Here is a 20,139-nt window from a genome sequence, read left to right as displayed (position 1 = left end):
CCATTGGTCGGGGTGCTGAGTCAGGCCCAGCGCCAGTTGTGGGGGCGGGTCTTCGGCTGGTAGTTGCCTTCGGGCAGGTCGTCGGCCACGCGCAGCAGCCACTGCACGAGTTGGTGGTACAGGCGGTCCTGTACGTGGCGGTAGTCGGGATCACCGCTGAGATCACGGGTCTCGGCGGGGTCCCTGTGCAGGTCGTAGAGCTGAACCTCGCCGGCGTCGTCCACGACCAGCTTGTAACGCTCGTCGGCGACCATGCGCATCTCCCCGCTCTGGGTGACGCTGTTCAGCTCGTCGAACGTGGCTCCCTCGTAGGAGAAGTGCAACGGCGGACGCTCGTCCTCGTCGTAGGAGACCCCGCCATAGCCGTGCTCTCCGTAGATCGTGGCGAACTCCGACGGCGGAGCGTCCTCCCCACGCAGCAGCGGCGCCAGCGAGCGGCCCTGTACCCCCGCCGGGATCCGCGCTCCGATCCACTCCGCGAGGGTGGGCAGCAGGTCCACGATGGAGACGAGTTCGCCGCGTTGCTGAGGCTGCACGGACGGCCCTGCGATCGACAACGGGATCCGCATCAACGCTTCCGGCACGCCGGCTCCCTTGCGCTGGAGGCCGTAGTCGCCGACGAAATCACCGTGGTCGGTCAGGAACACGAAGACGGTGTTCTCCAGTCCGCCAGGGCGGGTGTCGAGATGATCCAGCAGTCTGCCGATCTGATCGTCGATCAGGCGCAGCATCCCCAGGTAATTGGCTCGGTAGCGGCGCCACTGCTGATCGAACCCCGGGCGCTTGTCCTCGATGAGGCGGTGCAGCCACCGGAACCGCCACCCCATCCGGTCCAGGGCTTCGGGCCCGACCATGCGTTCGGGTACGTCCTCCTCGTCGAAGAGCGAGAAGTAGGGCTCGGGCACCTGATACGGATTGTGCGGCTCCGGGAAGGACACCCACAGGAAGTAGGGATCCTGTCTCGAGGAGTCGATCGCGGCGATCGCGGCGATCGCGCCGTCGACGATGCGCGAGGGCAGCTGTGAACGCGCCGGGAAGGGGGAGGGCTCGGTGGCCACGGCGTGGTCCAGCTCGCGCAACCAGGCGTCGAAGCCCGCATGCTCTCCCGACTCGTCTGGGCCGCCGTCGTGCAGGAACGGCCCGTGGAAGGTGTCGAAGTCCTCCGGCCCGGCATGCATGTGCGGCTTGCCGCTGAAGTGGAGCGAGTACCCGGCTGCGCGCAGCATCTCCAGCAGGTCGGTGCTGTAGTAGGCGTGCTGGGCGGTGCTGTTCTGGCGCACCCGATGGGCCGAGGGGAACCGGCCGGTCAGCAGGCTCGTGCGCGCGGGCACGCAGGCCGGGCAGCTGGTGTAGGCACGGTCGAATCGCACTCCCCCGGCCAGCTGCGCATCGAGGCGAGGCATCGTGTCCGGACCGCCCTCAGCCGCCGTGCAGCCGACGCGCTGCTGGTCGGTCATCAGGACCACGATGTTGGGGGGTGTGCTCGATGCCATGAGCGGTGCTCGATCCTTCCCGGAGGACGACTTCGGTGTCGGTTCGAGACATTACAGCGCTGTACACGATGATGTCCAGAGGTCCAGCAAAGGAATTTCTAGCGCTTACCTGCCCGTGATTCTGCGGATCTGTGCTTCCGATGCGGTACGGCCTGGCCCCCATCACGAGAAGGCCAGCCAACTCGATCGGGCCAACCGCATGCGCGATTGCCCAGGACCGACCAGAAATTCACCCTGGGTGACCTCATCGTCGATGATCAGCCCAGGACCGACCGAAAACTCACCCCCGGTGACTTGACCGTCGATGTTCGGCAAGCATCACCGGCCAGTCGCCCCCGGTGATCTCACCGACGCACCGATGCGCGCGGGTCAGCTGCCCGCGACGTACCCACAGGCTGTGCACCCACCTGTGGAGAACTACACACGTGTGATTTCCCCAGCTGTGGGTGAACCTGTGGAGAACTACACGCGTGTAGTTCGCACCCGCACGTCCATCGCCGGCGAACGCTGAGTTGCTCGACGTTCGCGCGAACGATCGGTCGATCGCAGGACTAGACCAGCAGGGCGGCGCTGGCGCCGAGCAGCAGCACCGTCATCCCCGCCACACCGAGCACAGCACCAACCGAGCGGCGCTCCTTCGGCAGGTATGCGAACAGCGCACCGAGCGCGGTCCCCACCACCAGTCCACCGAGGTGGGCCTGCCAGGAGATGCCCGCCACGACGAATCCGAAGACCACGTTGATGGCGATCACGATGAGGATCTGCCGGGCATCCCGCCCGGTGCGGCGCAGCACCACGGCGATCGCGCCGAAGAAGCCAAAGACGGCACCGGAGGCGCCGGCGACCGCATAGGCACCGGATGTCAGCAGCAGCACCGCCACCGATCCCCCGAGCGCACTCACAAGGTAGAGAGCCACGTAGCGCCAACGCCCAAGCATGTTCTCGAGGAAGGGACCGACGATCCACAGGGCATACATGTTGAGCAGCAGGTGCAGCCACCCGTTGTGCAGGAATGCTGAGGTGATCATGCGCCATGGCTCATCGGCCACCTGGGTGGTGTCCAGACGGAAGAAGGGCATGATCGGCAACACGTACGAGGCAAGGAACAGCGCCACGCAGATCCCGATGATGGTCATCGTGACCACCGGTCGATCGCTCGCACTCACCCGCCCGCCGAGCACAGTCCGCGTCGGCCGCACCGAACGATTCGCCTCACGCACGCAATCGACGCAGTGCACCCCCACGGCCGCCGGCCGCTGGCACTCCGGGCAGGTCGGCCTCGAGCAGCGCTGGCAGGTGACATAGGAGACCCGGTCCGGGTGGCGTGGGCAGACCGGAGGACCGGCCTGTCCGCCACCCCCCGGGGCCGGGGCCGCGGGGTAGCTAGTCATCGAAGGAGTGTCACTCGATGATCTCGATGGAGGTGATCACGATGTCCTCCACCGGGCGGTCGTTGCGGGGATCGGTGGAGACAGAACCGATCTGGTCCACGACGGCGGCCGAGGCCTGGTCCTTGACCTTGCCGAAGATGGTGTGCTTGCCCTGCAGCCACGGCGTGGCCGCCGTGGTGATGAAGAACTGCGAGCCGTTGGTTCCGCGGCCCATCTGGATACCCGCGTTCGCCATGGCGAGAACGTGCGGCTCCTGGAAGTGCAGTTCGGGGTGGATCTCATCGTCGAAGCGGTAGCCCGGGCCGCCGGTACCGGTGCCCAGCGGGTCGCCACCCTGGATCATGAAGTTCGGGATCACACGGTGGAAGATGGTGCCGTCGTAGAGCGGGTCGTTGCTCTCGGCCCCGGTCTCCGGGTGCGTCCAGCTACGCGCACCCGTCGCGAGCTCGGTGAAGTTCTTCACCGTCTTCGGGGCGTGGAAGGGAAAGAGCTCGACAGTAATGTCGCCGGCAGAGGTATGCAGAATCGCGTCCATACCTGACATCTTCGCATCCCGACCGGTCAGACATCTCCCGAGCCGCACACACCGATCGACCGGGCGACCGGCCCGCTCCGATCGCGCAAGTGTGTGCACTTCCCATGACCGGGTGGCACGATAGGGGGTGGACCATCCGAACCACATCGCCAGAATCCGTGGATGCCCGCGGGACGTGAGCTAGGGAGTCAAATGTCGCGCAAGGAGAAGGTCAACGCCGAACAACTTCGGGCTCAGGCCGAGGAGGCCGGCAAGGTCGCGCGTCAGCTCGCCGACCAGGGCAAGGAGTGGGCCGGCCCGCAGGTGGAGAAGGCCAAGGAATGGGCCTCCCCGCGTGTGGACTCCGCCGTCGAGTGGGCAACGCCCCGGGTGGAGAAGGCATGGCGCACCGGAGTCACCGCCGCCGCACCGAAGGTCGCCGAGTACGCCGAGAAGAGCAAGGGCGCGGTCGACGTGGCGCACGACGCCATCGTGGACAAGGTGCTGCCCCGTGTGGTGCAGGCGATGGAGGACGCGGCCAAGGCTGCGAACTCCGGTGCTGACGGCCTGCAGAGCAAGGCGAACTCGGTGCTGGACGCCGCCAGCGACGCCGTCGCCGCCCAGGAGAAGAAGGCCACGAAGAGCAACAAGGTCGGCAAGACCATCGGATGGGTACTCGCCGGAGCTGCGGTCGCCGGAGCCGGGGTGCTGATCTGGAAGCGGACCCAGCCGGTCGATGACCCGTGGGCCGAGGAGTACTGGGACGACGCTCCCGCCCCCGCGGAGAAGGCCAAGCACGTCGCCGAGGAGGCCGCAGGAGCAGCCGCTGGTGCCGCAGCCACGGCCAAGGATGCAGTCACCGACGCTGCCGGCGCCGTGGCCGAGAAGGCGGCCAAGGTCAAGGACGCCGCAACTGACGCCGCACAGGACGTGGCCGATGACGCCAAGGACGCTGCGGATGACGCCGGTGAAGCCGTGACGGACGCTGCCGAGCAGACCAAGGACGCTGCGCAGGATGCAGCTGAGGACGTCAAGGACGCCGCCGAGGAGACCCGCGACACGAAGTCCTGACCCACACGAAGGAAATCCCTCGTCGATCTGGTTGACCAGATCGACGAGGGATTTCTTGTTGGGGGGCCCGGGCAGGGTCCTCTCAGACGATCCGGTCGCTGCCGCCGTCGATCGGCACCTGCGCGCCCGTGGTCGCGGCGAACAGCGGGCCGCACATCGCCGCCACCAGGTCACCGACGTCGGCGCTGGTGATCTCCGCGCGCAGCAGGTTCCGCCGCTTGTAGTCGGCCACCGACATCCCGTACTTCGCAGCCCGCTGCTCCAGCAGCTCCGGCGACCACAGCGCGGTGTCGAAGACGGCGTCCGGGTTCACTGTGTTCACCCGGATCCCGTCCGGCGCCCACTCCAGCGCCGCCACCCGGGCGAGCTGGGTGGCCGCAGCCTTGGAGGCCGAGTACGCCGCCGCACCCTGACCGGGCGCCGGCACGTTCTTCGACCCAACCAGGACCACGCGCCCCTGCCGCGGGGCGAGCGCGAGATACGGGTGCGCGGCGCCGAGCAGGGTCAGTAACCCGGTGACGTTCACGTCCAGGCTCGTGGCCCACGGCCCGGCCGGGAACCCGTCGATCGGATGGCTCGCAGCGAACACCCCGGCAGCGGGCACCAGGATGTCCAGGCCACCGAAGTGGCCCACCCCCTCGGCCACCGCGGCCCGCACCGCGTCGGCGTCGGAAACGTCGCACACGATGCCGTACCAGTCCGGCGCGTTCGCTTCAGTGACCGCAGCGTCCCGGTCGAGGGCGATGACGGCGGCCCCCGCCTCCCGTAGCGCCTGTGCACACGCGCGTCCGATCCCCGAGGCGGCACCGGTCACCAGCGCCACCTCACCCGCGAACGGCGGTGGGTCGCCCTTGGCGCGCAGCTTGCGCTGCTCCAGCACCCAGTACTCGATGTCGAACGCCTCGGCCGGCAAGAGGGTCCGGAATCCGGTCATCGCCTCCGCTCGCAGGATCCCGGCGGCCGTGTGTTCGTAGATGTCCGCGGCCACGTTCGCAGCCTTCACGGTGCGGCCCGCGGTGAGGAATCCCAGCGTCTCGTCCAGGATCACCCGAGGCGCCGGGTCGATCGGGGTGAGCTCTCCACCGACCAGCCCGCGGTGCTCATCCACATAGGCCTGGTAGCCCGCCACATAGGCGGCCACATCCGTGCCCATCATCGGCACCCGCTTGGTGTGGATGACGTGCTCGGGGGTCAGCGGGCCGCGCTGGGTGATCTCGCCGAGGTCGGCGCGCCCCAGCAGGGCGTCCACCGCGGTGCCGGTGCGGCGCTGCAGCACCATCGGCGCGCCGGCCGCCTCGCTGATCTCCTTCCGCAGCCCCGCCAGGGCGAGCGGGTCGACGTCAGGCGAGGGGACGCCGTCGGGAATCTGTGGCAGTGCCGCGGCAGCGGTGCGCACCAGCTCCAGGTGCGTGGCCAGCGCCTCGTCGGCATCATCGGCGAAGGTGAACAGGCCGTGGTTGCGCAGCACGATGCCCCGGAGCGCGCGCACGTCCACGTCCGCGAGCGCCACAGCCACCTGGCGGGCGAGCGCGAAGCCGGGCTTGACGTAGGGCAGCACCCAGACGTCCTCGCCGAAGGTCTCGGCGGTGAGCCGCTCGCCGTCGGTCTGGTTGGTCAGGGTGACGATCGCGTCGGCGTGGGTGTGCAGCACGAACCGGTGCGGGATGAGCGCGTGCAGGATCGCCTCGATGGAGGCGGAGGGGGCGGAGGCATCCATGGACGCCTGCTTGAGCTCGTTGACCAGGGACACGTCATCGAGTTCGGCAAGCTCGGCGAGCGCCAGCACCCGATCCTTGCGCAGCGGGGTGAACCCCTCCGGCACGATCGAGGCGAGGTCGTACCCGCTTCCCTTGGTCAGCACCACCTCGACGCTCTCGCCGGTGACGTCGGTGCGGGTGGACTTCACCGAGGTGTTGCCGCCTCCGTGCAGCACCAGGGAGGGGTCCGAGCCCAGGGTGCGGGAAACGCGAACGCAGGCGTCCAGGGCGGCGTCATGGATGGTCATCGTTCTCCTCATGATCGAAAGGCGCCGTCGGGTACCGGCAACCGGCACCCGACGGCGATAGGTCACTCCTCGTTCGACAGGTCGCCGGAGGCGAGGTTCGCTTCGATGAGCTCGGGCAGGCGGTCGAGGAAGGCCTCGACGTCGGTGACCACGTTGGCCTGCACGTCCTCGACGTTGTCCGGCGTCACCGTGGGCATGACGTAGGTGTAGAGCTCCTCGACGTCCTCACCGTTCGCGGCGCGCTCGGCCACGGCCAGCCCGGCGCCCAGCTCGACCCGGCCGTGCTGGAGGTGGGTGCCGATGAAGTCGCCGGCGGCGACGGCGGCCAGGCCGTCCTCGATGCCGTCGATGCCGACGATCGGCACGCTCATTCCGGCCTCGTTCAGCGCCTGGAGGGCACCCAGGCCCATATCGTCGTTCTCGGCGATGACGCCGTCGATGTCCTCACCGAAGGCGGAGATCCAGTTGGCCATGAGGTTGACGGCCTCGTCGCGGGTCCAGTTCGCGGTGTCCATCGCGAGGACCTCGATACCGGGGTTCTCCGCGAGCACGTTCTCGATGCCCTCGGTGCGGTCGAGTTCGGCGGACTGGCCGAGCGGGCCCTGCAGGATGACGACGTTGCCCTCGCCACCGAGCTCGTCGACCATCATCTGCGCCTCGCTCTCACCGGCAGCCACGTCATCGGGCAGGACCGAGGCGGTGACGTTGGTGGTGTCGTCGAGGGCCGCGTTCACGGGAATCACGGGGATGCCGGCATCTGAGGCGGCGACGAGCTGTGGACCGAGGGAGTCCGCCTGCACGGGGACCACGACGATCGCATCCACGCCCGCGTTGATGTACTGGTCGAGCTGATCGGCCTGGGTGGAGACGTCGAGCCCGGCGGAGTTCCACAGCAGCTCGATGTCGTTGGCCTCGGCGTAGGCCTCCATCCCTTCCTGGCCCTGGGTGATGAACGAGCTCATGTCGTAGACGGAGACGCCGATCTGCAGCGAGTCGTCTCCGGCATCGGGATCGCCGGCGCCGCAGCCGGCGAGCAGTAGCCCGCCGCCGAGAGTGGCAGCAATCATCATTGTCTTCGTGTGGTGTCGCACCTTCGTGCCTCCTTGCAGGTGGTGGATCTCTTGCGGGGGTCGGTGATGGTCAGGAACGGGTGCGTCTGGTGGCCCAGACGTCGATGGCGACCGCGGCCGCGATCAGGGCGCCCTTGATGACGGCCTGCCAGTACGGGGGGATCACGAGGATCTGCAGGCCGTTGTTCAAGGTCTGGATGAGCATCAGGCCGAGCAGGGTGCCCCAGACGGTGCCGCGGCCTCCGAAGAGGCTGGCGCCACCGATCACGACGGCAGCGATGGCGTCCAGCTCGTAGCCCTGACCGAGGGTGGGGGATCCGGAGATCACCCGGGAGGAGATCATCAGCCCGGACACCCCGGCGAGGCCTCCGCTGATCAGGTACACCCACACGCGGGTCCGCTCGGTAGGGACACCGGCGAGCGCCGCGGCACTGGAGTTGCCGCCGATGGCGTAGATGCGCAGGCCGAACGTGGTGTGCCGGAGCACGAACCAGAAGGTGGCGAAGCCGACGATCATCAGCAGCACCGGGATCTTCATCCCGAGCACCTCGGTGTTGGCGAACGCGCCGTAGCCGTCGGGTACGCCGTTGATCGGTGCGCCGTTGCCGATCGCGTAGGCGAAACCGGAGGCGGCGGTGAGCATGCCCAGGGTGGCCACGAAGGGTGGCACGGAGAACCTGCTCACCAGCAGTCCGTTGACGGCGCCCGCCAGCAGTCCCACACCGGTCGCCACGACCGGTGCGAGCCAGAGCTGGTCAGGGACCCGTACGGCCGTCCAGGCCGCGCTCATGGCACTGACGGCGATCACGGATCCGACGGAGAGGTCGATACCGCCGGTGAGGATCACCAGCGTCTGCCCGAGTGCGATCAGGGCGAACGGAGCGGCAGCGATGAGGATGGTGGTGACGTTGTCGAGCGTGGCGAAGCGCGCGCTGCGGTAGGCGAAGTAGCAGATCACCACCAGCAGGATGAGCACCATGGCGTTGCGCACGAGCAGCCCCGTGGCCACCTCGCGTGCGGACTTGCCTTCGGCGAGCTGCCGGACGTTCGCAAGGAACGCGGGCGTGGTTCTGGTCATCGACCCTCCTCGGTCGTGTGGCGGGCGGCGTCCTCACCGCTGGCCAGGTGGAAGATGCGAGCTTGAGCGTCCGGGGCGTCGAGATCGGCGCGGTCGAGTTCACCGGCGATCGCTCCGTCGCGCATGACCAGCACCCGGTGCGTGAGCCCGATGAGCTCGGGCATGTCCGAGCTCGCGACGAGCACACCGAGGCCCGTCGCCGCGAGCTCGCTGATGATGCGGTAGATCTCGCTCCGGGCACCGACGTCCACGCCGCGGGTGGGTTCGTCGAGCAGGAGCACGGCCGGTGAGCGGTCCATCCAGCGGGCGATGACGATCTTCTGCTGGTTTCCGCCGGAGAGGGTCTCGGTGAGCTGGTGCAGGGAGCGGTAGCGCAGCCGCATGTCCTCCACGTGCCGGGTGGCGGCCGCGGTGCGGGCACTGGAGCGCATGACCCCGAACCGGGAGTAGTCGGCGATGTAGGGCAGCGTCATGTTGTCGAGGATCGAGCGGCCGAGCACGAGGCCGTCGCGCTTGCGGTCCTCCGGCACGAAGGCGAGGCCGGCGTCGATGGAGGCGCGCACGGATTGCCGGTGCAGCGCCTTGCCATTGACGGTGACGGTCCCGGCGGCGGCGCGGTTGGCTCCGAAGATGGCTTTGAGGGTGGCCGATCGGCCGGCACCCACAAGCCCGCCGAGCCCCACCACCTCGCCGGCGTGGACGGTGAGGTCCACGGCTGGCCGGCCGGGTCGGCGGCGCAGTTCGTTGACCTCCAGCACCGGGGTCGTCCCCGGAGCGGGACGCTCGGGGAACATGGTGCCGAGCTCCCGGCCGATCATCGCGGTGACGATCTGGTGGGGCTGCACCTCTCGTGCCGGTTCGTCCAGGGTGAGCCCACCGTCGCGGAGGACCACCACACGATCGGCGATGGCCTCGATCTCCTGCATCCGGTGGGTGGTGTAGACCATGGCCACCCCGCGATCGCGGAGCCGGCGGATCACCTGGTAGAGCCGTTCCACCTCAGCTTCGGGGATGGAAGAGGTCGGCTCGTCCAGCAGCAGGATCTTTGCCCCGGAGCTGGTGGCCTTGACGATCTCCACGATCTGCGTGAGGGCCACTGAGAGCCGGTTCATCGGCAGGTCAGGGTCGATGTCGACGTCGAACTCGGCGAGCAACTCGCGGGCGTGGGCGCGCATCTGGCGGCGACGCAGCACGAAGCCGGCAGCCCGGGGTTCGCGGCCTACGGCGATGTTCTCCGCCACGGACAGGTCCTCGTACGGCGCCAATTCCTGGGGAACGAGCGCGACACCCAAGTCACGGGCGTGCCGCGGGGAGGGGTGGGTGAGCTCGGTTCCCCGGAGGGTGACGGTTCCGGAGTCGGCAGGCAGGCGGCCCATCACGATGTTGAACAGCGTGGACTTGCCGGCTCCGTTCTCACCGGCGAGCACGACCACCGACCCGGGCTCCACGGCGAAGCTCAGTTCATGCAGGACGGGCACACCGCCGAAGGCCTTGAACAGGCCATCCACTTGCAGTGCTGGTACCACGCGGGGACCCCTTCGTCTCGGTATGCGTGCGTCTCGGTGCGTGTGTGGTGATCGGCGCGACAACGCGCATCACATGAAAAGGGACTGTAGAGGATGATTCCTAACGGTACAAGTCTTTCGTTCTAACATTCACTGTGTTACGTTCCTGCACAGGTCACACTAGGCCGATGACGACATGTGATCGCGAGGAGGCAGCATGAGACGGCGCCAGGCCGCGCAGGAACGACGCAGCGAGATCTCGGAGATCGTCTCGGCCAAGGGGTTCATCCGCATCGACGAACTCGCCGAGCACTTCGGCGTCACCCCGATGACCATCCACCGGGACCTGGACGAGCTCGACGCTCGAGGGGTGGTCTCCAAGGTGCGTTCCGGTGCCAAGGCCACCCCCATCGAGGAAGTGGAACGCAACGTGGCGCTGCGCCGGCATCACATGCTGCCGCAGAAGCGCGCTATGGCCGACGCCGCGCTCGCCTGGCTCGAGGCACTGGACGCCGACCACCTCACCCGGGTGGTCGCACTCGACGACTCCACCAGCGCCCTCGCGCTGGTGGACGGCCTCGCCGCACGGGATGAACTGACGATCGTCTCGAACTTCCTGCCCGTGATCGAGCAGGTCGCCGCCACCGGGCACGCCACGATGTTCGGCCTGGGCGGCACGTTCTCCCCCGACTTCCAGTCCTTCCAGGGATCGAGCACACACGAAGCGATCCGATCGATCCAGATCGACGTCTTCTTCCTCTCGGCCACCGCCGTCGGGCAGGGCGCGGTCTTCCACCCGGAGGAGGGGCCGCTGCAGGTCAAGCGCTCCCTCATCGACCAGGCCGCGCGTTCGGTGCTGCTGGTCGACCACACCAAGTTCTCCCGGCGTGCTCTGCACCGTCAGGCCGGCCTGTCCGAGATGGATGCCGTCGTCGTCGACGACGGCATCGATCCTGCGGACCTGCGCCGTCTGCGCGAGCACGTCGAGACCGTCATCGTCGCCGAAGTCACCGAGGAACAGGAGAGTTGACCATGACCCGAGGTCCCCAGCCGAACGGATCAGCGTCATGAGGGCCGCGATCTTCCGCGGCCCCGGGGAGCTCGCGATCGAGGAGATCGAACGTGAGAAGCCCGGCCCGGGAGAGATCGCCGTCGAGGTACGCGCCGCCGCGACCTGCGGCACCGATCTGAAGTCCTACCGCCGCGGGCACCCGAAGCTGTTCCCCACTCTGCCGGCCCGGTTCGGGCACGAGTTCGCCGGTGTGGTCACCGAGGTGGGTGAGGGGGTCGAGTCGTTCACCCCCGGGATGCGGGTGGTCGCTGCCAACACCGCCCCGTGCGGGTACTGCTGGGCGTGCACCATCGGCCGGGAGAGCCTGTGCGAGAACCTCGTCTTCCTCAACGGCGCCTTCGCCGAGGAGATCGTGGTGCCCGCCCCGATCGTGGCGCGCAACACCTACGAGATCCCCGACACCCTGCCATTCGAGGCCGCCGCCCCGCTGGAGCCGCTGGCCACCGTGGTGCACGGGATGGCCGAATCCGGCATCGAGCTCGGCGACACCGTGGTGGTGCACGGCGCCGGCCCGATCGGGCTGATGTTCGTGCGCCTGGCCACCCTGCGTGGCGCGCACGTGATCAGCGTGGATCAGAGCGCCTGGCGCCTGGAGCAAGCCCTGGCCGCCGGCGCCGAGCGCACAGTGAACATCACCGACCTCGACGACGACGCTCGCCTGGAGGCCATCCGTGCCCACACCCCCGGTGAGCGAGGAGCCGACGTCGGCATCGAGGCGGTCGGCCTGCCTCCGGTGTGGGAGCAGACGCTGGATACAGTCCGCCCGGGAGGCACCGCCGTCTGGTTCGGTGGCACCCCGAAGGGGGCCCTGATGAGCCTGGACACCTCGCGGGTGCACTACGAGGAGCTCACCATGAAGGGCGTCTTCCACCACCAGCCGCGCTACGTGGCTACTGCGGTGAAGCTGCTGGCCACCGGGCGGGTGGACGGGATGTCCTTGATCACCGAGACCCGCCCGCTGGAGGCCCTCGTGGACAGCCTGGAAGACATGGCCGCCGGCCGTGGCTCGAAGTTTGCGCTGGTGCCCTGATGGCGCGCGTGACGATCCTCGGCGCCGGTGCCATGGGTTCGGCGCTGGCCACTCCGCTGCGCGCGAACGGCCACGAGGTGGCCTTGTGGGGCACCTGGCTGGACGATCACTTCCTTCAAGAGTTCGCCGACGGCGGCCCTCACCCCGGCACGAAGGTCCCCCTGGCCCGGGGGGCCGAGGTGTTCACGAGCGACCGGATCGCCGATGCCCTGGCGGGCGCGGATGCGGTGATCGTGGCGGTCGCCTCGGTGGGGGTGCTGGAGGTGAGTCGCCGTGCTGCGCCGCACCTGACCCGCTCGGCCGACCCGGCCCACCGACCCGTGCTCGGCCTGGTGAGCAAGGGTTTCCACCAGCGCATGGACGGCTCCATCGACCTGATGCCCGAGGCCGTCCGCGAGGCGATCGAGGACCCGGGCGCCGTGATCGTCGCGATCGGCGGCCCGTGCAAGGCCAACGAGGTGGCCGCAGGCCGGTTCACCGCCACCGCCTTCGCCTCCACCGACGACGGGCGGGCAGCCACCGCGCTTGCCGACCTGATGCGCACCCCGGACTACCGGCCCAGCGTGAGCGACGACGAGGCCGGGCTGGAGGTCTGTGCCCCACTGAAGAACGTGTACGCGATCGCGCTCGGCTATGCCGACGGGCTCGAGCAGTCCACCGGGGAACCGTGGCACAACCTCAAGTCCGCGATCTTCGCCCGCGCCTCCGAGGAGATGGGACTGGTGGCCGAGGCGCTCGGTGGCCGGGTGGAGACGGCCTTCGGGCTCCCCGGCGTGGGGGACCTGGAGGTCACCGGACTGTCGGGCCGGAACAAGGTCTACGGCGCCCGAATCGGTGCCGGCGAGACCGCGGCCGAGGCCTTGGAGCACATGCGCGAGGCCGGTCAGACGGTCGAAGGGGTGGCCGCGAGTGGGCTCGCCGCGCAGCTGGTGGACTCCCGGCTCGGTAGCATCGCTGACCGGCTCACACTGCTGGCGGCGATCCGTGCCGTCCTCGACGGTGCGCAGGACCCGCTGGCGGTGATCCGCGGCGCACTCTGAGGCCTGGGTGGCACCGGCCACACCGACCTGAGGCAGCCCTGCTCGCCAGGGCGGACGGACCCGCAGGGGTGCGGGACGCCGTCACCGGATTTCACGACGAAGGAGTGGCAGCACATGGACGTGGTGATCGGGATCGACGCCTCCACCACCGGAACGAAGGCCGTGGCCTTCGGACCCAGCGGTGAGGTGCACGCACTCACGCGCGCCTCGATCGAGCGCCACTCGCCCGAGCCGACGTGGCACGAACAGGACGCCGAGGAGTGGTGGGCCTCCACGCTGGACGTGCTCACCCGGGCTGCGAACGAGCTGGCAGCGGCCGGGCACACGGTCCGCGCGATCGGGATCACGCACCAGCGGGAGTCCTTCGTCTGCCTGGACGCACAGCTGCAGCCGCTGCGCCCGGCAATGCTCTGGCTCGATGCCCGCGCCGGCGCCCAGGTGGAGCGGCTCGGGGACGAGACGGTGCACCACATCTCCGGCAAACCGCCCTCGACCACACCCAGCTTCTACAAGCTCGGCTGGCTCGCCGACCACGAGCCGCAGACGCTCGCCGCAGCACAACATGTGGCCGATGTGCACGCCTTCCTGACCCACCGGTTGACCGGGAACCTCGCGACGTCGACCGCCTCGGCGGATCCGATGGGGCTGGTGGATATGGCCAGTAATGACTGGTCGGACGAGCTGCTCGCCCGGGTGGGGCTGCGGCGGGAGCAGATGCCCACGCTCGTCCCGCCCGGTGGGGTGGTCGGGCATCTCACGGCGCACGTGGCACAGCTGACCGGGTTGCCGGAGGGCCTGCCGATCATCGCCGGTGCCGGCGACGGGCAGAGCGGCGGTCTGGGCGCTGGAGTCTCTCGCAAGGGGCTGGCCTACCTGAGCCTGGGCACGTCGATCACGCTGGGGGTGCACGCCGCCGAGGGAGCGTACGCGAGCTGGGACTACCGGCTGCTCGGCTCACCGCTCGGTGAGGGCGTGACCATCGAGGGGTTCATCAACTCCGGGGCGCTCTCGGTGGCGTGGTTCCGGAAGGCGTTCGCCGGCGCGATCCCGGAGGATCCGGCCGGGTTGGAGGAGCTGCTGGACTCGACCGATCCGGGTGCCGGTGGCCTCCGCTACCTGCCTTATCTGAGCGGCTCGGCCACCCCGTTCTGGGACGACCAGGCGCGCGGCACGTTCGCGGGGTTCACCGAGAGTCACGGCGCGGGCGAGTTCTACCGGGCCGTGTTGGAGGGGCTGGGCTTCGAGACGAAGGTGCTGCTGGACCGGCTGGAGGTCCCGGCCGGGCGGGTGGAGGAGATCGTGGTGCTCGGCGGCGGGTCGGCGTCGAGTGCGTGGATCGAGATCCTCGCCTCGGTGCTGAACCGGCCGCTGGCGATCAGCGCCACCACTGAGGCCACCGCGCTCGGGGCGGCAATCCTGGCCGCGAGCGCCGTGGGTCTCGTTCCCGGTGGGGTGGCTGCGGCGGCCGAGGCGATGTCTGGCGTGGAGCGGCGCGTGCAGCCGACCCCGGAACTGGTGGCTGTCTATGCGCCCGCAGCGCAGTCCTACGCCCAGCTGTACCCGGCGTTGAAGGAGTGGTTCCGCAGCTGAGCAGGAATCCAAGGTCGATGTGGTGATTCTTATTCAGAACTCACGAGGCGCTCTCTGTGTGACATCTCGCGGCGACCGGTCGTCAGCCAGCTGCGGCTCTAGTCCCGAACCGCTCCTGCGCGGATTGCTTGCTGACACCGAGGACCATCCCGATCTGGGACCAGGAGCGTCCGGCGGTGCGCGCAGCCGCGACGGCGTCGCGAAGCTCGTTCTGGGACGCCTCAATGTCACGCAGGGCCAGACCAATTCGGCGTAGTTCGCTGGGGTCGTCGGCTGGAGTCACATCGGGGTCGAGGTTGTCGAGGAACTGGTCAGCGCGCTCGGCATCGGACATGTGCTTGTTCATCATGGGGATCACCTCACAGGTAGCGGTAGAACTTCGGGCGCAGGGGCATTGCGTGGATGACGCGCTCATCGGCAGCTTCGGGATCGGCCATCACGATCTCGAGGAGGTTCCCGGACTCGGTGGCTCCAATGATGAGACGAAGGTCTCCACCCTGGTCGACCATCCGCATTGGTACCTGCAGCGCCGTCTCGATCTGGCGTTGAGTGATCCCGTGACGGAAGGCACTGGCCGTGAACCTCATAGCGTCAAGTTAACCCTGACGCAGTGAAGGAGGTCAAGCACACAGGACCGGCCAAGACTCTGCTGTTCTTCACCGGCTACGGCGCTTCTTTCGCCATGCTCTGCTCATGAGAACGGGACCGACACAGCTGCGACAGTCTTGCGCAGCATGAGCCCGCAGAATGACGTATCCGTGTCGGTCCCGTCAGCGGAGGTTCTCCCGTTCCGCGCTCGAGTGGGATGATGACAGGCGTGTCTGAGATCTCCCCCGCCCCCGACGCCGTCCCCTCGCTCTCCCAGCAGCTCACCGACGCCGTGGGCGCGGCCATCTCGGCTGCCTACCCCGAGCAGGCCGGCGCCGACCCGCTGATCCGCCCGAGCGACCACGCCGACTTGCAGGCCAATGCCGCGCTCGCCCTGGCGAAGAAGGTCGGGGCGAACCCGCGCGAGGTGGGCACCAAGGTGAGCGAACAGATCACGGCAGGCTCCGCCGTCGGGAAGGTGGAAATCTCCGGGCCGGGTTTTCTGAACCTGACGATCTCGGATGAGACGCTCTGGGCCCAGGTGGAGGCGCGGCGCGCCTCCGCACGCCTCGGGGTGCCGGCCACGCAGGCGGGCGTGCGCACGGTGATCGACTACTCCGGGCCGAACATCGCCAAGGAGATGCACGTGGGGCACATCCGCTCCACCGTGATCGGCGACGCGCTCACCCGGGTGCTGAGCTTCCTCGGCTCCGAGGTGATCAAGCAGAACCACCTGGGTGACTGGGGCACCCAGTTCGGGATGCTGATCCAGTACATCACCGAGCACCCGGAGCAGCTGTGGCGGCACAGCGATCTCGCTGGCTCTGCTGACGCCACCACCGTCTCCGCCCTGGACTCCCTGTACAAGGCAGCGCGCAAGACCTTCGACGCCGACGAGGCGTTCGCTGACCGCGCCCGTGCCCGCGTGGTCGCCCTGCAGGCCGGTGACGAAGAGACGCTGATGGTGTGGAAGGAGATCGTGGCCGAGTCGGAGTTCTACTTCGACCAGGTGTACACCCGACTCGGGATCCTGCTGCGCGCTGCGGACTCCCGCGGCGAGTCCTCCTACAACGACCAGCTCGACGCCGTGGCGGCCGAACTGGAGCAGGCCGGCATCGCGGTCACCTCCGACGGCGCCCTGGTGGTGCTCTCGGACGAGGTGAAGGGCCCCGACGATCAGCCGGCGGCACTGATGGTGCGCAAGCGCGACGGCGGCTACGGCTACGACACCACCGACCTGGCCACGCTCAAGTACCGCATCAGCGAACTCGAGGCGGATCGGATCCTCTACCTCGTGGACGCCCGGCAGAGCCTGCACTTCCGGCTGCTGTTCGAGGCGGGCCGCCGCGCCGGCTGGCTGACCGAGGAGGTGGACGCCCGCCACATCTCCTTCGGCTCGATCCTGGGCCCGGACGGCAAGCCGTTCAAGACCCGCTCCGGGGAGACCGTGCGGCTGATGGACCTGCTCGATATGGCCGTCGACGCCGCCGCGACCGTGGTGCGTGAGGGCGCCGAGGCCAAGGGCAGCGAACTGGATGAGGCGGCGCTGACCGAGATCGCCGAGCAGGCTGGGATCGGGGCGGTCAAGTACGCGGACCTGTCTGGTTCACGCACCAAGGATTACGTCTTCGACCCGGAGCGGATGACCGCCTTCAACGGCAACACCGGGGTGTACTTGCAGTACGCGCACACCCGGATGGTCTCCATCTTGCGCCGGGCCGCCTCGCAGGGTGTGCAGATTCCCGACGGCGTCCCTTCCGCGATCTCCGACGTCGCCCTGGAGCCGGCTGAGCGGGCGCTGGTGCTGGCGATCGATGGTCTGGGAGACGTGCTCGCCGCGGTGGCGGAGGACTTGGAGCCGCACCGGCTGACGACCTATCTGTACGAGCTGGCGCGAGCCTTCACTGACTTCTACGAGGCCTGCCCGGTGCTGCCGTCTTCAGGGTCGGTGCGCGAGCGCCGCCTGGCGCTGGTGGACCTGACCCGGCGCACCCTGGCCCAGGGGCTGGACCTGCTGGGGATCGCGGCACCGGAGCGGATGTGAGCTGAGGATGGCTGACCAGCGGGCCGCGCGGCGGGCGCTGCGCGACGAGGTCTACGACGCGCTGCTCGAGCTGCTCGTGGCCGGAGAGTGGGCGCCGGGCACGCAGCTCGGCATCGATGCGCTCGCCACCCGGCTGGACGTCTCCCCCACCCCGATCCGCGAGGCGCTGGTGCAGCTGGAGTCGACCGGGCTGGTGATGCGCAGCGCGCTGCGCGGGTACAAGGTGGCTCCGCCACTCGATGCCGGCGCCATCGACGAGTTGTTCGATGCACGGCTGCTGCTGGAGCTGGGGGCACTGCGGGCGGTCCCGGACGAGGCCTGGCGGGCCCTGCCGGAGGCGCTGGCCGCGCACGTGGGTGAGCAACGCCGTCAGGCGGACGACCTCACCGAGGGCGCAGGCGAGGTGACGCGCCTGCGTGCCTACCTAGCTGCGGACCGGGCCTTTCATGATGCGATCCTGACGGCGACCGGGAACCGGTACCTGCAGCAGATGGCCGGGCACATCGGCATCCACGGCGAGCGGCTGCGGCAGTTCGTCGAGCAGCGGCACAGCGACGCTGATCTGGCGATCGCCGAGCATGAGGCGGTGCTGCACGCGGTCGAGTCCGGTGACCGGGAGGCGGCGCTATCGGCCATGACCGTGCACCTGGCGGGGGTGCGCGAGCGGACGCTGCGGGACGCCGGGCAGGGCTGATCGCGCACCCAGGAACATGCGCCGTCGGTTGGGCCTGGCACGGGGTGGGCGCTCAATCAGGTCACGTCAGGAACGTCGGGCCGGCCGGAGCGATCCGCCCGCATCCCGCACGCTCGGGTGACCATAGATGGCCTGCTCCAGACCTCGCACATACCCGGCGCTGAACAGCCGCCCGAGCACTTCATAGCCGGGACGCGAGTTCGACTCCCCAGCCATCGTCGGCACATGATCCGGCCGCATCGGCCCCTCGAAGCCGGAGTCTTGATACGCACGCAAACACGCAGGCATGTCAGTCTGCCCGTCGTCGTGGAAGGTCTCGACGAAATCGGCGGCGCTGCCGCGCACGTCCCGGAAGTGCACGAACGCGATCGCGTCACCAAGCTCGCGAATCGTCGCTGGCAGGTCCTGCGTCATTAGGGTGAAGTTTCCCTGGCAGAACGTGATCGCGTTCGCGGGGCTGTCGTCCAGGCCACGCAGCCGCCGGAACGCATCGACCGAGCTCATGATCCGCGGGATCCCCCGCACCTGCGGCAGCGGTGGGTCGTCCGGGTGCAGCGCCAACCGGACGCCCGCCTCACGGGCCACCGGCAGCACCGCGGCGAGGAAGTACTCCAGGGCCGACCACAGGCTCTCGCCGGTCGCATCCACCACGAACCGCTCCGCCCGCTCCGCTTCCGCACGGCTGAACCCGGTTACCAGCGCCCCGCCACGCGTGGGGATGTCGGGTCGGGTACGCGACCAGCTCGAGTGGACCATCCAGTTGTAGCAGAGCACCGGGATCTCGAGCCGCCCCATAGCCCGGACCTGCTCCAAAACCTGCTCGATGACTTCGTCCCTGCCCGGACGGCCCAGCCGAACCGCGTCCAGCGGCGGGGTGTCCTCAACGGCAGCGACCGTGAATCCGTGCTCGGCGAAGGTGCCCACGTCCTGCTTCAGTGCCTCCTCGGACCACGGCTGAACGCCGTCGGCGCCGTCCGGCACTCTCTCGGTGCCACCGACCGAGGCGTACATGCGCTGCTCCTGCTCACCGCCACGCATCATCGCGACCACATGGTCTATCCCTACCTGCCGTAGCAGCGGCCACCACGGCTCGGGTCTGGGTGAGAGAAACTCACTGAGCTGGAACATCGACGTCCTCACTTTGCTGGCGGAGCAGGCGGCACACGCGGCGAATCGCGGGGTCTCAGGGGGGTCCGGGATCGGGCGCGTAGCGCACGAGGTGGTTGGTGTACCCACCGTCGACCGTCAGGGTGGTGCCGGTGACATAGCCGCTCATTCCGCTGACCAGGTAGAGCGCGGCGTCAGCTACGTCCGCGGCGTCGCCGACCCGGCCGAGCGGGATCCACCGCTGGAACCGGTCCGTGCCGATCTCGTCGATGAGATCGGTGTTCATCGCGGTGCGGATGGCGCCCGGGGCGAGGTTGTTGATCCGCACCCCGCGCGGTCCGAGCTCGATCGAGGCGGTTCGGGTGAAGGCCGCGAGCGCCGCCTTGGCGCAGGCGTACCCGCCGTTGCCGGCCACCGGGACGGACTCGTGGATCGAGGTGACGTTGACGATGGTGCCGAATCGGGAGGCCTCCAGCATGGGTAGACAGCGGCGCACCAGTTCCACCGGTGCGAGGAAGTTCACCCGCATGAGGCGTTCCAGCATCGCCGGCTCCAGCTCGGCAATGGTGGCTCCCACCTCGAAGCCGGCGTTGTTGACCAGGATGTCCAGGTCGCCGCCGCGGCGCGCCTGGTCCACCACCCGTGCGGGGGTGGCCGGGTCGGTCAAATCCCCGGCCACGAAGGTGCCGCCGAGAGTGTGCGCGAGCTCCGCTCCGGCGTCATGGTCACGCCCGTGTAGCACCACGTGCGCTCCCGCACGTGCGAGAGCGCGGGCAATAGCCGCTCCGATTCCATGTGTCGCACCGGTCACCAATGCGCGCGCTCCGTCAAGATCGATCATCATCGG

19 protein-coding genes are annotated in these 20,139 nt (G+C 68.8%); 8 read left to right on the top strand and 11 right to left on the bottom strand.

The genetic code is table 11. The annotated features are described in order from the left end of the window. Positions 1 to 20: 20 nt before the first annotated feature. Together IM660_RS00575 and IM660_RS00570 are read right to left on the bottom strand one after the other, a co-directional pair. Complete coding sequence (locus IM660_RS00575; protein WP_193497522.1) at positions 21 to 1,493, bottom strand: sulfatase-like hydrolase/transferase; 1,473 nt, start codon at positions 1,491 to 1,493, stop codon at positions 21 to 23. Positions 1,494 to 2,044: 551 nt separating this feature from the next. Next, a complete protein-coding gene (locus IM660_RS00570; RefSeq protein ID WP_343072051.1) occupies positions 2,045 to 2,629 on the bottom strand; it encodes a rhomboid family intramembrane serine protease in 585 nt (194 codons plus the stop codon). Between the two features lies 1 nt (position 2,630). Here IM660_RS00570 and IM660_RS19980 point away from each other — a divergent pair, with 1 nt between their 5' ends. Then, positions 2,631 to 2,798, top strand: coding sequence for a hypothetical protein (locus IM660_RS19980; protein ID WP_343072050.1), 168 nt, complete (start codon positions 2,631 to 2,633; stop codon positions 2,796 to 2,798). A 96-nt stretch (positions 2,799 to 2,894) separates the two neighbouring features. On the opposite strand, the gene IM660_RS00565 is transcribed toward IM660_RS19980, so the two are convergent. After that, positions 2,895 to 3,419, bottom strand: a complete 525-nt coding sequence (locus IM660_RS00565) for a peptidylprolyl isomerase (protein ID WP_193497520.1) — start codon at positions 3,417 to 3,419, stop codon at positions 2,895 to 2,897. Between the two features lie 192 nt (positions 3,420 to 3,611). Here IM660_RS00565 and IM660_RS00560 point away from each other — a divergent pair, with 192 nt between their 5' ends. Next, positions 3,612 to 4,469, top strand: coding sequence for a hypothetical protein (locus tag IM660_RS00560; protein ID WP_193497519.1), 858 nt, complete (start codon positions 3,612 to 3,614; stop codon positions 4,467 to 4,469). Positions 4,470 to 4,551: 82 nt separating this feature from the next. Here IM660_RS00560 and IM660_RS00555 read toward each other — a convergent pair whose 3' ends face one another. The 4 genes from IM660_RS00555 to IM660_RS00540 all read right to left on the bottom strand — a co-directional run bounded on the left by IM660_RS00555 (position 4,552) and on the right by IM660_RS00540 (position 10,148). Next, complete coding sequence (locus IM660_RS00555) at positions 4,552 to 6,474, bottom strand: bifunctional aldolase/short-chain dehydrogenase (protein WP_210769050.1); 1,923 nt, start codon at positions 6,472 to 6,474, stop codon at positions 4,552 to 4,554. 62 nt (positions 6,475 to 6,536) lie between these two features. Beyond that, positions 6,537 to 7,565, bottom strand: coding sequence for a substrate-binding domain-containing protein (locus IM660_RS00550; protein WP_281389274.1), 1,029 nt, complete (start codon positions 7,563 to 7,565; stop codon positions 6,537 to 6,539). A gap of 49 nt (positions 7,566 to 7,614) precedes the next feature. Next, positions 7,615 to 8,622, bottom strand: a complete 1,008-nt coding sequence (locus IM660_RS00545) for an ABC transporter permease (RefSeq protein WP_210769049.1) — start codon at positions 8,620 to 8,622, stop codon at positions 7,615 to 7,617. Continuing rightward, positions 8,619 to 10,148 (bottom strand): sugar ABC transporter ATP-binding protein, encoded by a 1,530-nt coding sequence (locus IM660_RS00540; RefSeq protein ID WP_193497517.1) that lies wholly within the window; start codon positions 10,146 to 10,148, stop codon positions 8,619 to 8,621. Before IM660_RS00540 ends, IM660_RS00545 begins: the two co-directional genes overlap by 4 nt. Positions 10,149 to 10,344: 196 nt before the next feature. Between IM660_RS00540 and IM660_RS00535 the strand changes: the two genes are divergently transcribed. The 4 genes from IM660_RS00535 to IM660_RS00520 all read left to right on the top strand — a co-directional run bounded on the left by IM660_RS00535 (position 10,345) and on the right by IM660_RS00520 (position 14,859). After that, complete coding sequence (locus IM660_RS00535) at positions 10,345 to 11,157, top strand: DeoR/GlpR family DNA-binding transcription regulator (RefSeq protein WP_193497516.1); 813 nt, start codon at positions 10,345 to 10,347, stop codon at positions 11,155 to 11,157. A gap of 37 nt (positions 11,158 to 11,194) precedes the next feature. Continuing rightward, a complete protein-coding gene (locus IM660_RS00530) occupies positions 11,195 to 12,229 on the top strand; it encodes a zinc-dependent alcohol dehydrogenase (protein ID WP_193497515.1) in 1,035 nt (344 codons plus the stop codon). Continuing rightward, positions 12,229 to 13,269: an NAD(P)H-dependent glycerol-3-phosphate dehydrogenase gene (locus IM660_RS00525; RefSeq protein ID WP_193497514.1), complete on the top strand. Its 1,041-nt coding sequence runs from the start codon at positions 12,229 to 12,231 to the stop codon at positions 13,267 to 13,269. Before IM660_RS00530 ends, IM660_RS00525 begins: the two co-directional genes overlap by 1 nt. A gap of 114 nt (positions 13,270 to 13,383) precedes the next feature. Beyond that, complete coding sequence (locus tag IM660_RS00520; RefSeq protein WP_193497513.1) at positions 13,384 to 14,859, top strand: xylulokinase; 1,476 nt, start codon at positions 13,384 to 13,386, stop codon at positions 14,857 to 14,859. 82 nt (positions 14,860 to 14,941) lie between these two features. On the opposite strand, the gene IM660_RS00515 is transcribed toward IM660_RS00520, so the two are convergent. Both IM660_RS00515 and IM660_RS00510 read right to left on the bottom strand, forming a co-directional pair. Continuing rightward, on the bottom strand, positions 14,942 to 15,208 hold the full coding sequence (locus tag IM660_RS00515; RefSeq protein WP_246465066.1) for a hypothetical protein: 267 nt from the start codon (positions 15,206 to 15,208) through the stop codon (positions 14,942 to 14,944). 10 nt (positions 15,209 to 15,218) lie between these two features. Next, positions 15,219 to 15,446, bottom strand: a complete 228-nt coding sequence (locus IM660_RS00510) for a hypothetical protein (protein ID WP_193497512.1) — start codon at positions 15,444 to 15,446, stop codon at positions 15,219 to 15,221. 230 nt (positions 15,447 to 15,676) lie between these two features. Here IM660_RS00510 and argS point away from each other — a divergent pair, with 230 nt between their 5' ends. Both argS and IM660_RS00500 read left to right on the top strand, forming a co-directional pair. After that, the gene (gene argS, locus IM660_RS00505) at positions 15,677 to 17,491 is read left to right on the top strand and encodes an arginine--tRNA ligase (RefSeq protein ID WP_246465065.1); all 1,815 of its coding nucleotides are present in this window, start codon (positions 15,677 to 15,679) and stop codon (positions 17,489 to 17,491) included. Positions 17,492 to 17,498: 7 nt separating this feature from the next. Beyond that, the gene (locus IM660_RS00500; RefSeq protein ID WP_193497510.1) at positions 17,499 to 18,185 is read left to right on the top strand and encodes a GntR family transcriptional regulator; all 687 of its coding nucleotides are present in this window, start codon (positions 17,499 to 17,501) and stop codon (positions 18,183 to 18,185) included. A gap of 66 nt (positions 18,186 to 18,251) precedes the next feature. Here the strand turns inward: IM660_RS00500 and IM660_RS00495 are convergent, their stop codons facing one another. Then, complete coding sequence (locus IM660_RS00495; protein ID WP_193497509.1) at positions 18,252 to 19,313, bottom strand: mannonate dehydratase; 1,062 nt, start codon at positions 19,311 to 19,313, stop codon at positions 18,252 to 18,254. Between the two features lie 55 nt (positions 19,314 to 19,368). Beyond that, entirely contained in the window at positions 19,369 to 20,136 is a 768-nt protein-coding gene (locus IM660_RS00490) for an SDR family NAD(P)-dependent oxidoreductase (RefSeq protein WP_193497508.1), read from the bottom strand. Positions 20,137 to 20,139: the final 3 nt, after the last annotated feature.

Origin of the sequence: Ruania alkalisoli, from assembly GCF_014960965.1 — a bacterium.
Lineage (GTDB): Bacteria > Actinomycetota > Actinomycetes > Actinomycetales > Beutenbergiaceae > Ruania > Ruania alkalisoli.
The sequence above is the reverse complement of the archived record's forward strand: the minus strand, read 5'-3'. Positions and strand labels throughout refer to the sequence as shown.

What these genes read in the sequence shown, in the direction of transcription:
- IM660_RS00575 (WP_193497522.1), bottom strand. Translation starts at nt 1,493, where the DNA reads ATGGCATCGAGCACACCCCCCAACATCGTGGTCCTGATGACCGACCAG.
- IM660_RS00570 (WP_343072051.1), bottom strand. Translation starts at nt 2,629, where the DNA reads ATGACCATCATCGGGATCTGCGTGGCGCTGTTCCTTGCCTCGTACGTG.
- IM660_RS00565 (WP_193497520.1), bottom strand. Translation starts at nt 3,419, where the DNA reads ATGGACGCGATTCTGCATACCTCTGCCGGCGACATTACTGTCGAGCTC.
- IM660_RS00560 (WP_193497519.1), top strand. Translation starts at nt 3,612, where the DNA reads ATGTCGCGCAAGGAGAAGGTCAACGCCGAACAACTTCGGGCTCAGGCC.
- IM660_RS00555 (WP_210769050.1), bottom strand. Translation starts at nt 6,474, where the DNA reads ATGACCATCCATGACGCCGCCCTGGACGCCTGCGTTCGCGTTTCCCGC.
- IM660_RS00545 (WP_210769049.1), bottom strand. Translation starts at nt 8,622, where the DNA reads ATGACCAGAACCACGCCCGCGTTCCTTGCGAACGTCCGGCAGCTCGCC.
- IM660_RS00535 (WP_193497516.1), top strand. Translation starts at nt 10,345, where the DNA reads ATGAGACGGCGCCAGGCCGCGCAGGAACGACGCAGCGAGATCTCGGAG.
- IM660_RS00530 (WP_193497515.1), top strand. Translation starts at nt 11,195, where the DNA reads ATGAGGGCCGCGATCTTCCGCGGCCCCGGGGAGCTCGCGATCGAGGAG.
- IM660_RS00525 (WP_193497514.1), top strand. Translation starts at nt 12,229, where the DNA reads ATGGCGCGCGTGACGATCCTCGGCGCCGGTGCCATGGGTTCGGCGCTG.
- IM660_RS00520 (WP_193497513.1), top strand. Translation starts at nt 13,384, where the DNA reads ATGGACGTGGTGATCGGGATCGACGCCTCCACCACCGGAACGAAGGCC.
- IM660_RS00515 (WP_246465066.1), bottom strand. Translation starts at nt 15,208, where the DNA reads ATGATGAACAAGCACATGTCCGATGCCGAGCGCGCTGACCAGTTCCTC.
- IM660_RS00510 (WP_193497512.1), bottom strand. Translation starts at nt 15,446, where the DNA reads ATGAGGTTCACGGCCAGTGCCTTCCGTCACGGGATCACTCAACGCCAG.
- IM660_RS00500 (WP_193497510.1), top strand. Translation starts at nt 17,499, where the DNA reads ATGGCTGACCAGCGGGCCGCGCGGCGGGCGCTGCGCGACGAGGTCTAC.
- IM660_RS00495 (WP_193497509.1), bottom strand. Translation starts at nt 19,313, where the DNA reads ATGTTCCAGCTCAGTGAGTTTCTCTCACCCAGACCCGAGCCGTGGTGG.
- IM660_RS00490 (WP_193497508.1), bottom strand. Translation starts at nt 20,136, where the DNA reads ATGATGATCGATCTTGACGGAGCGCGCGCATTGGTGACCGGTGCGACA.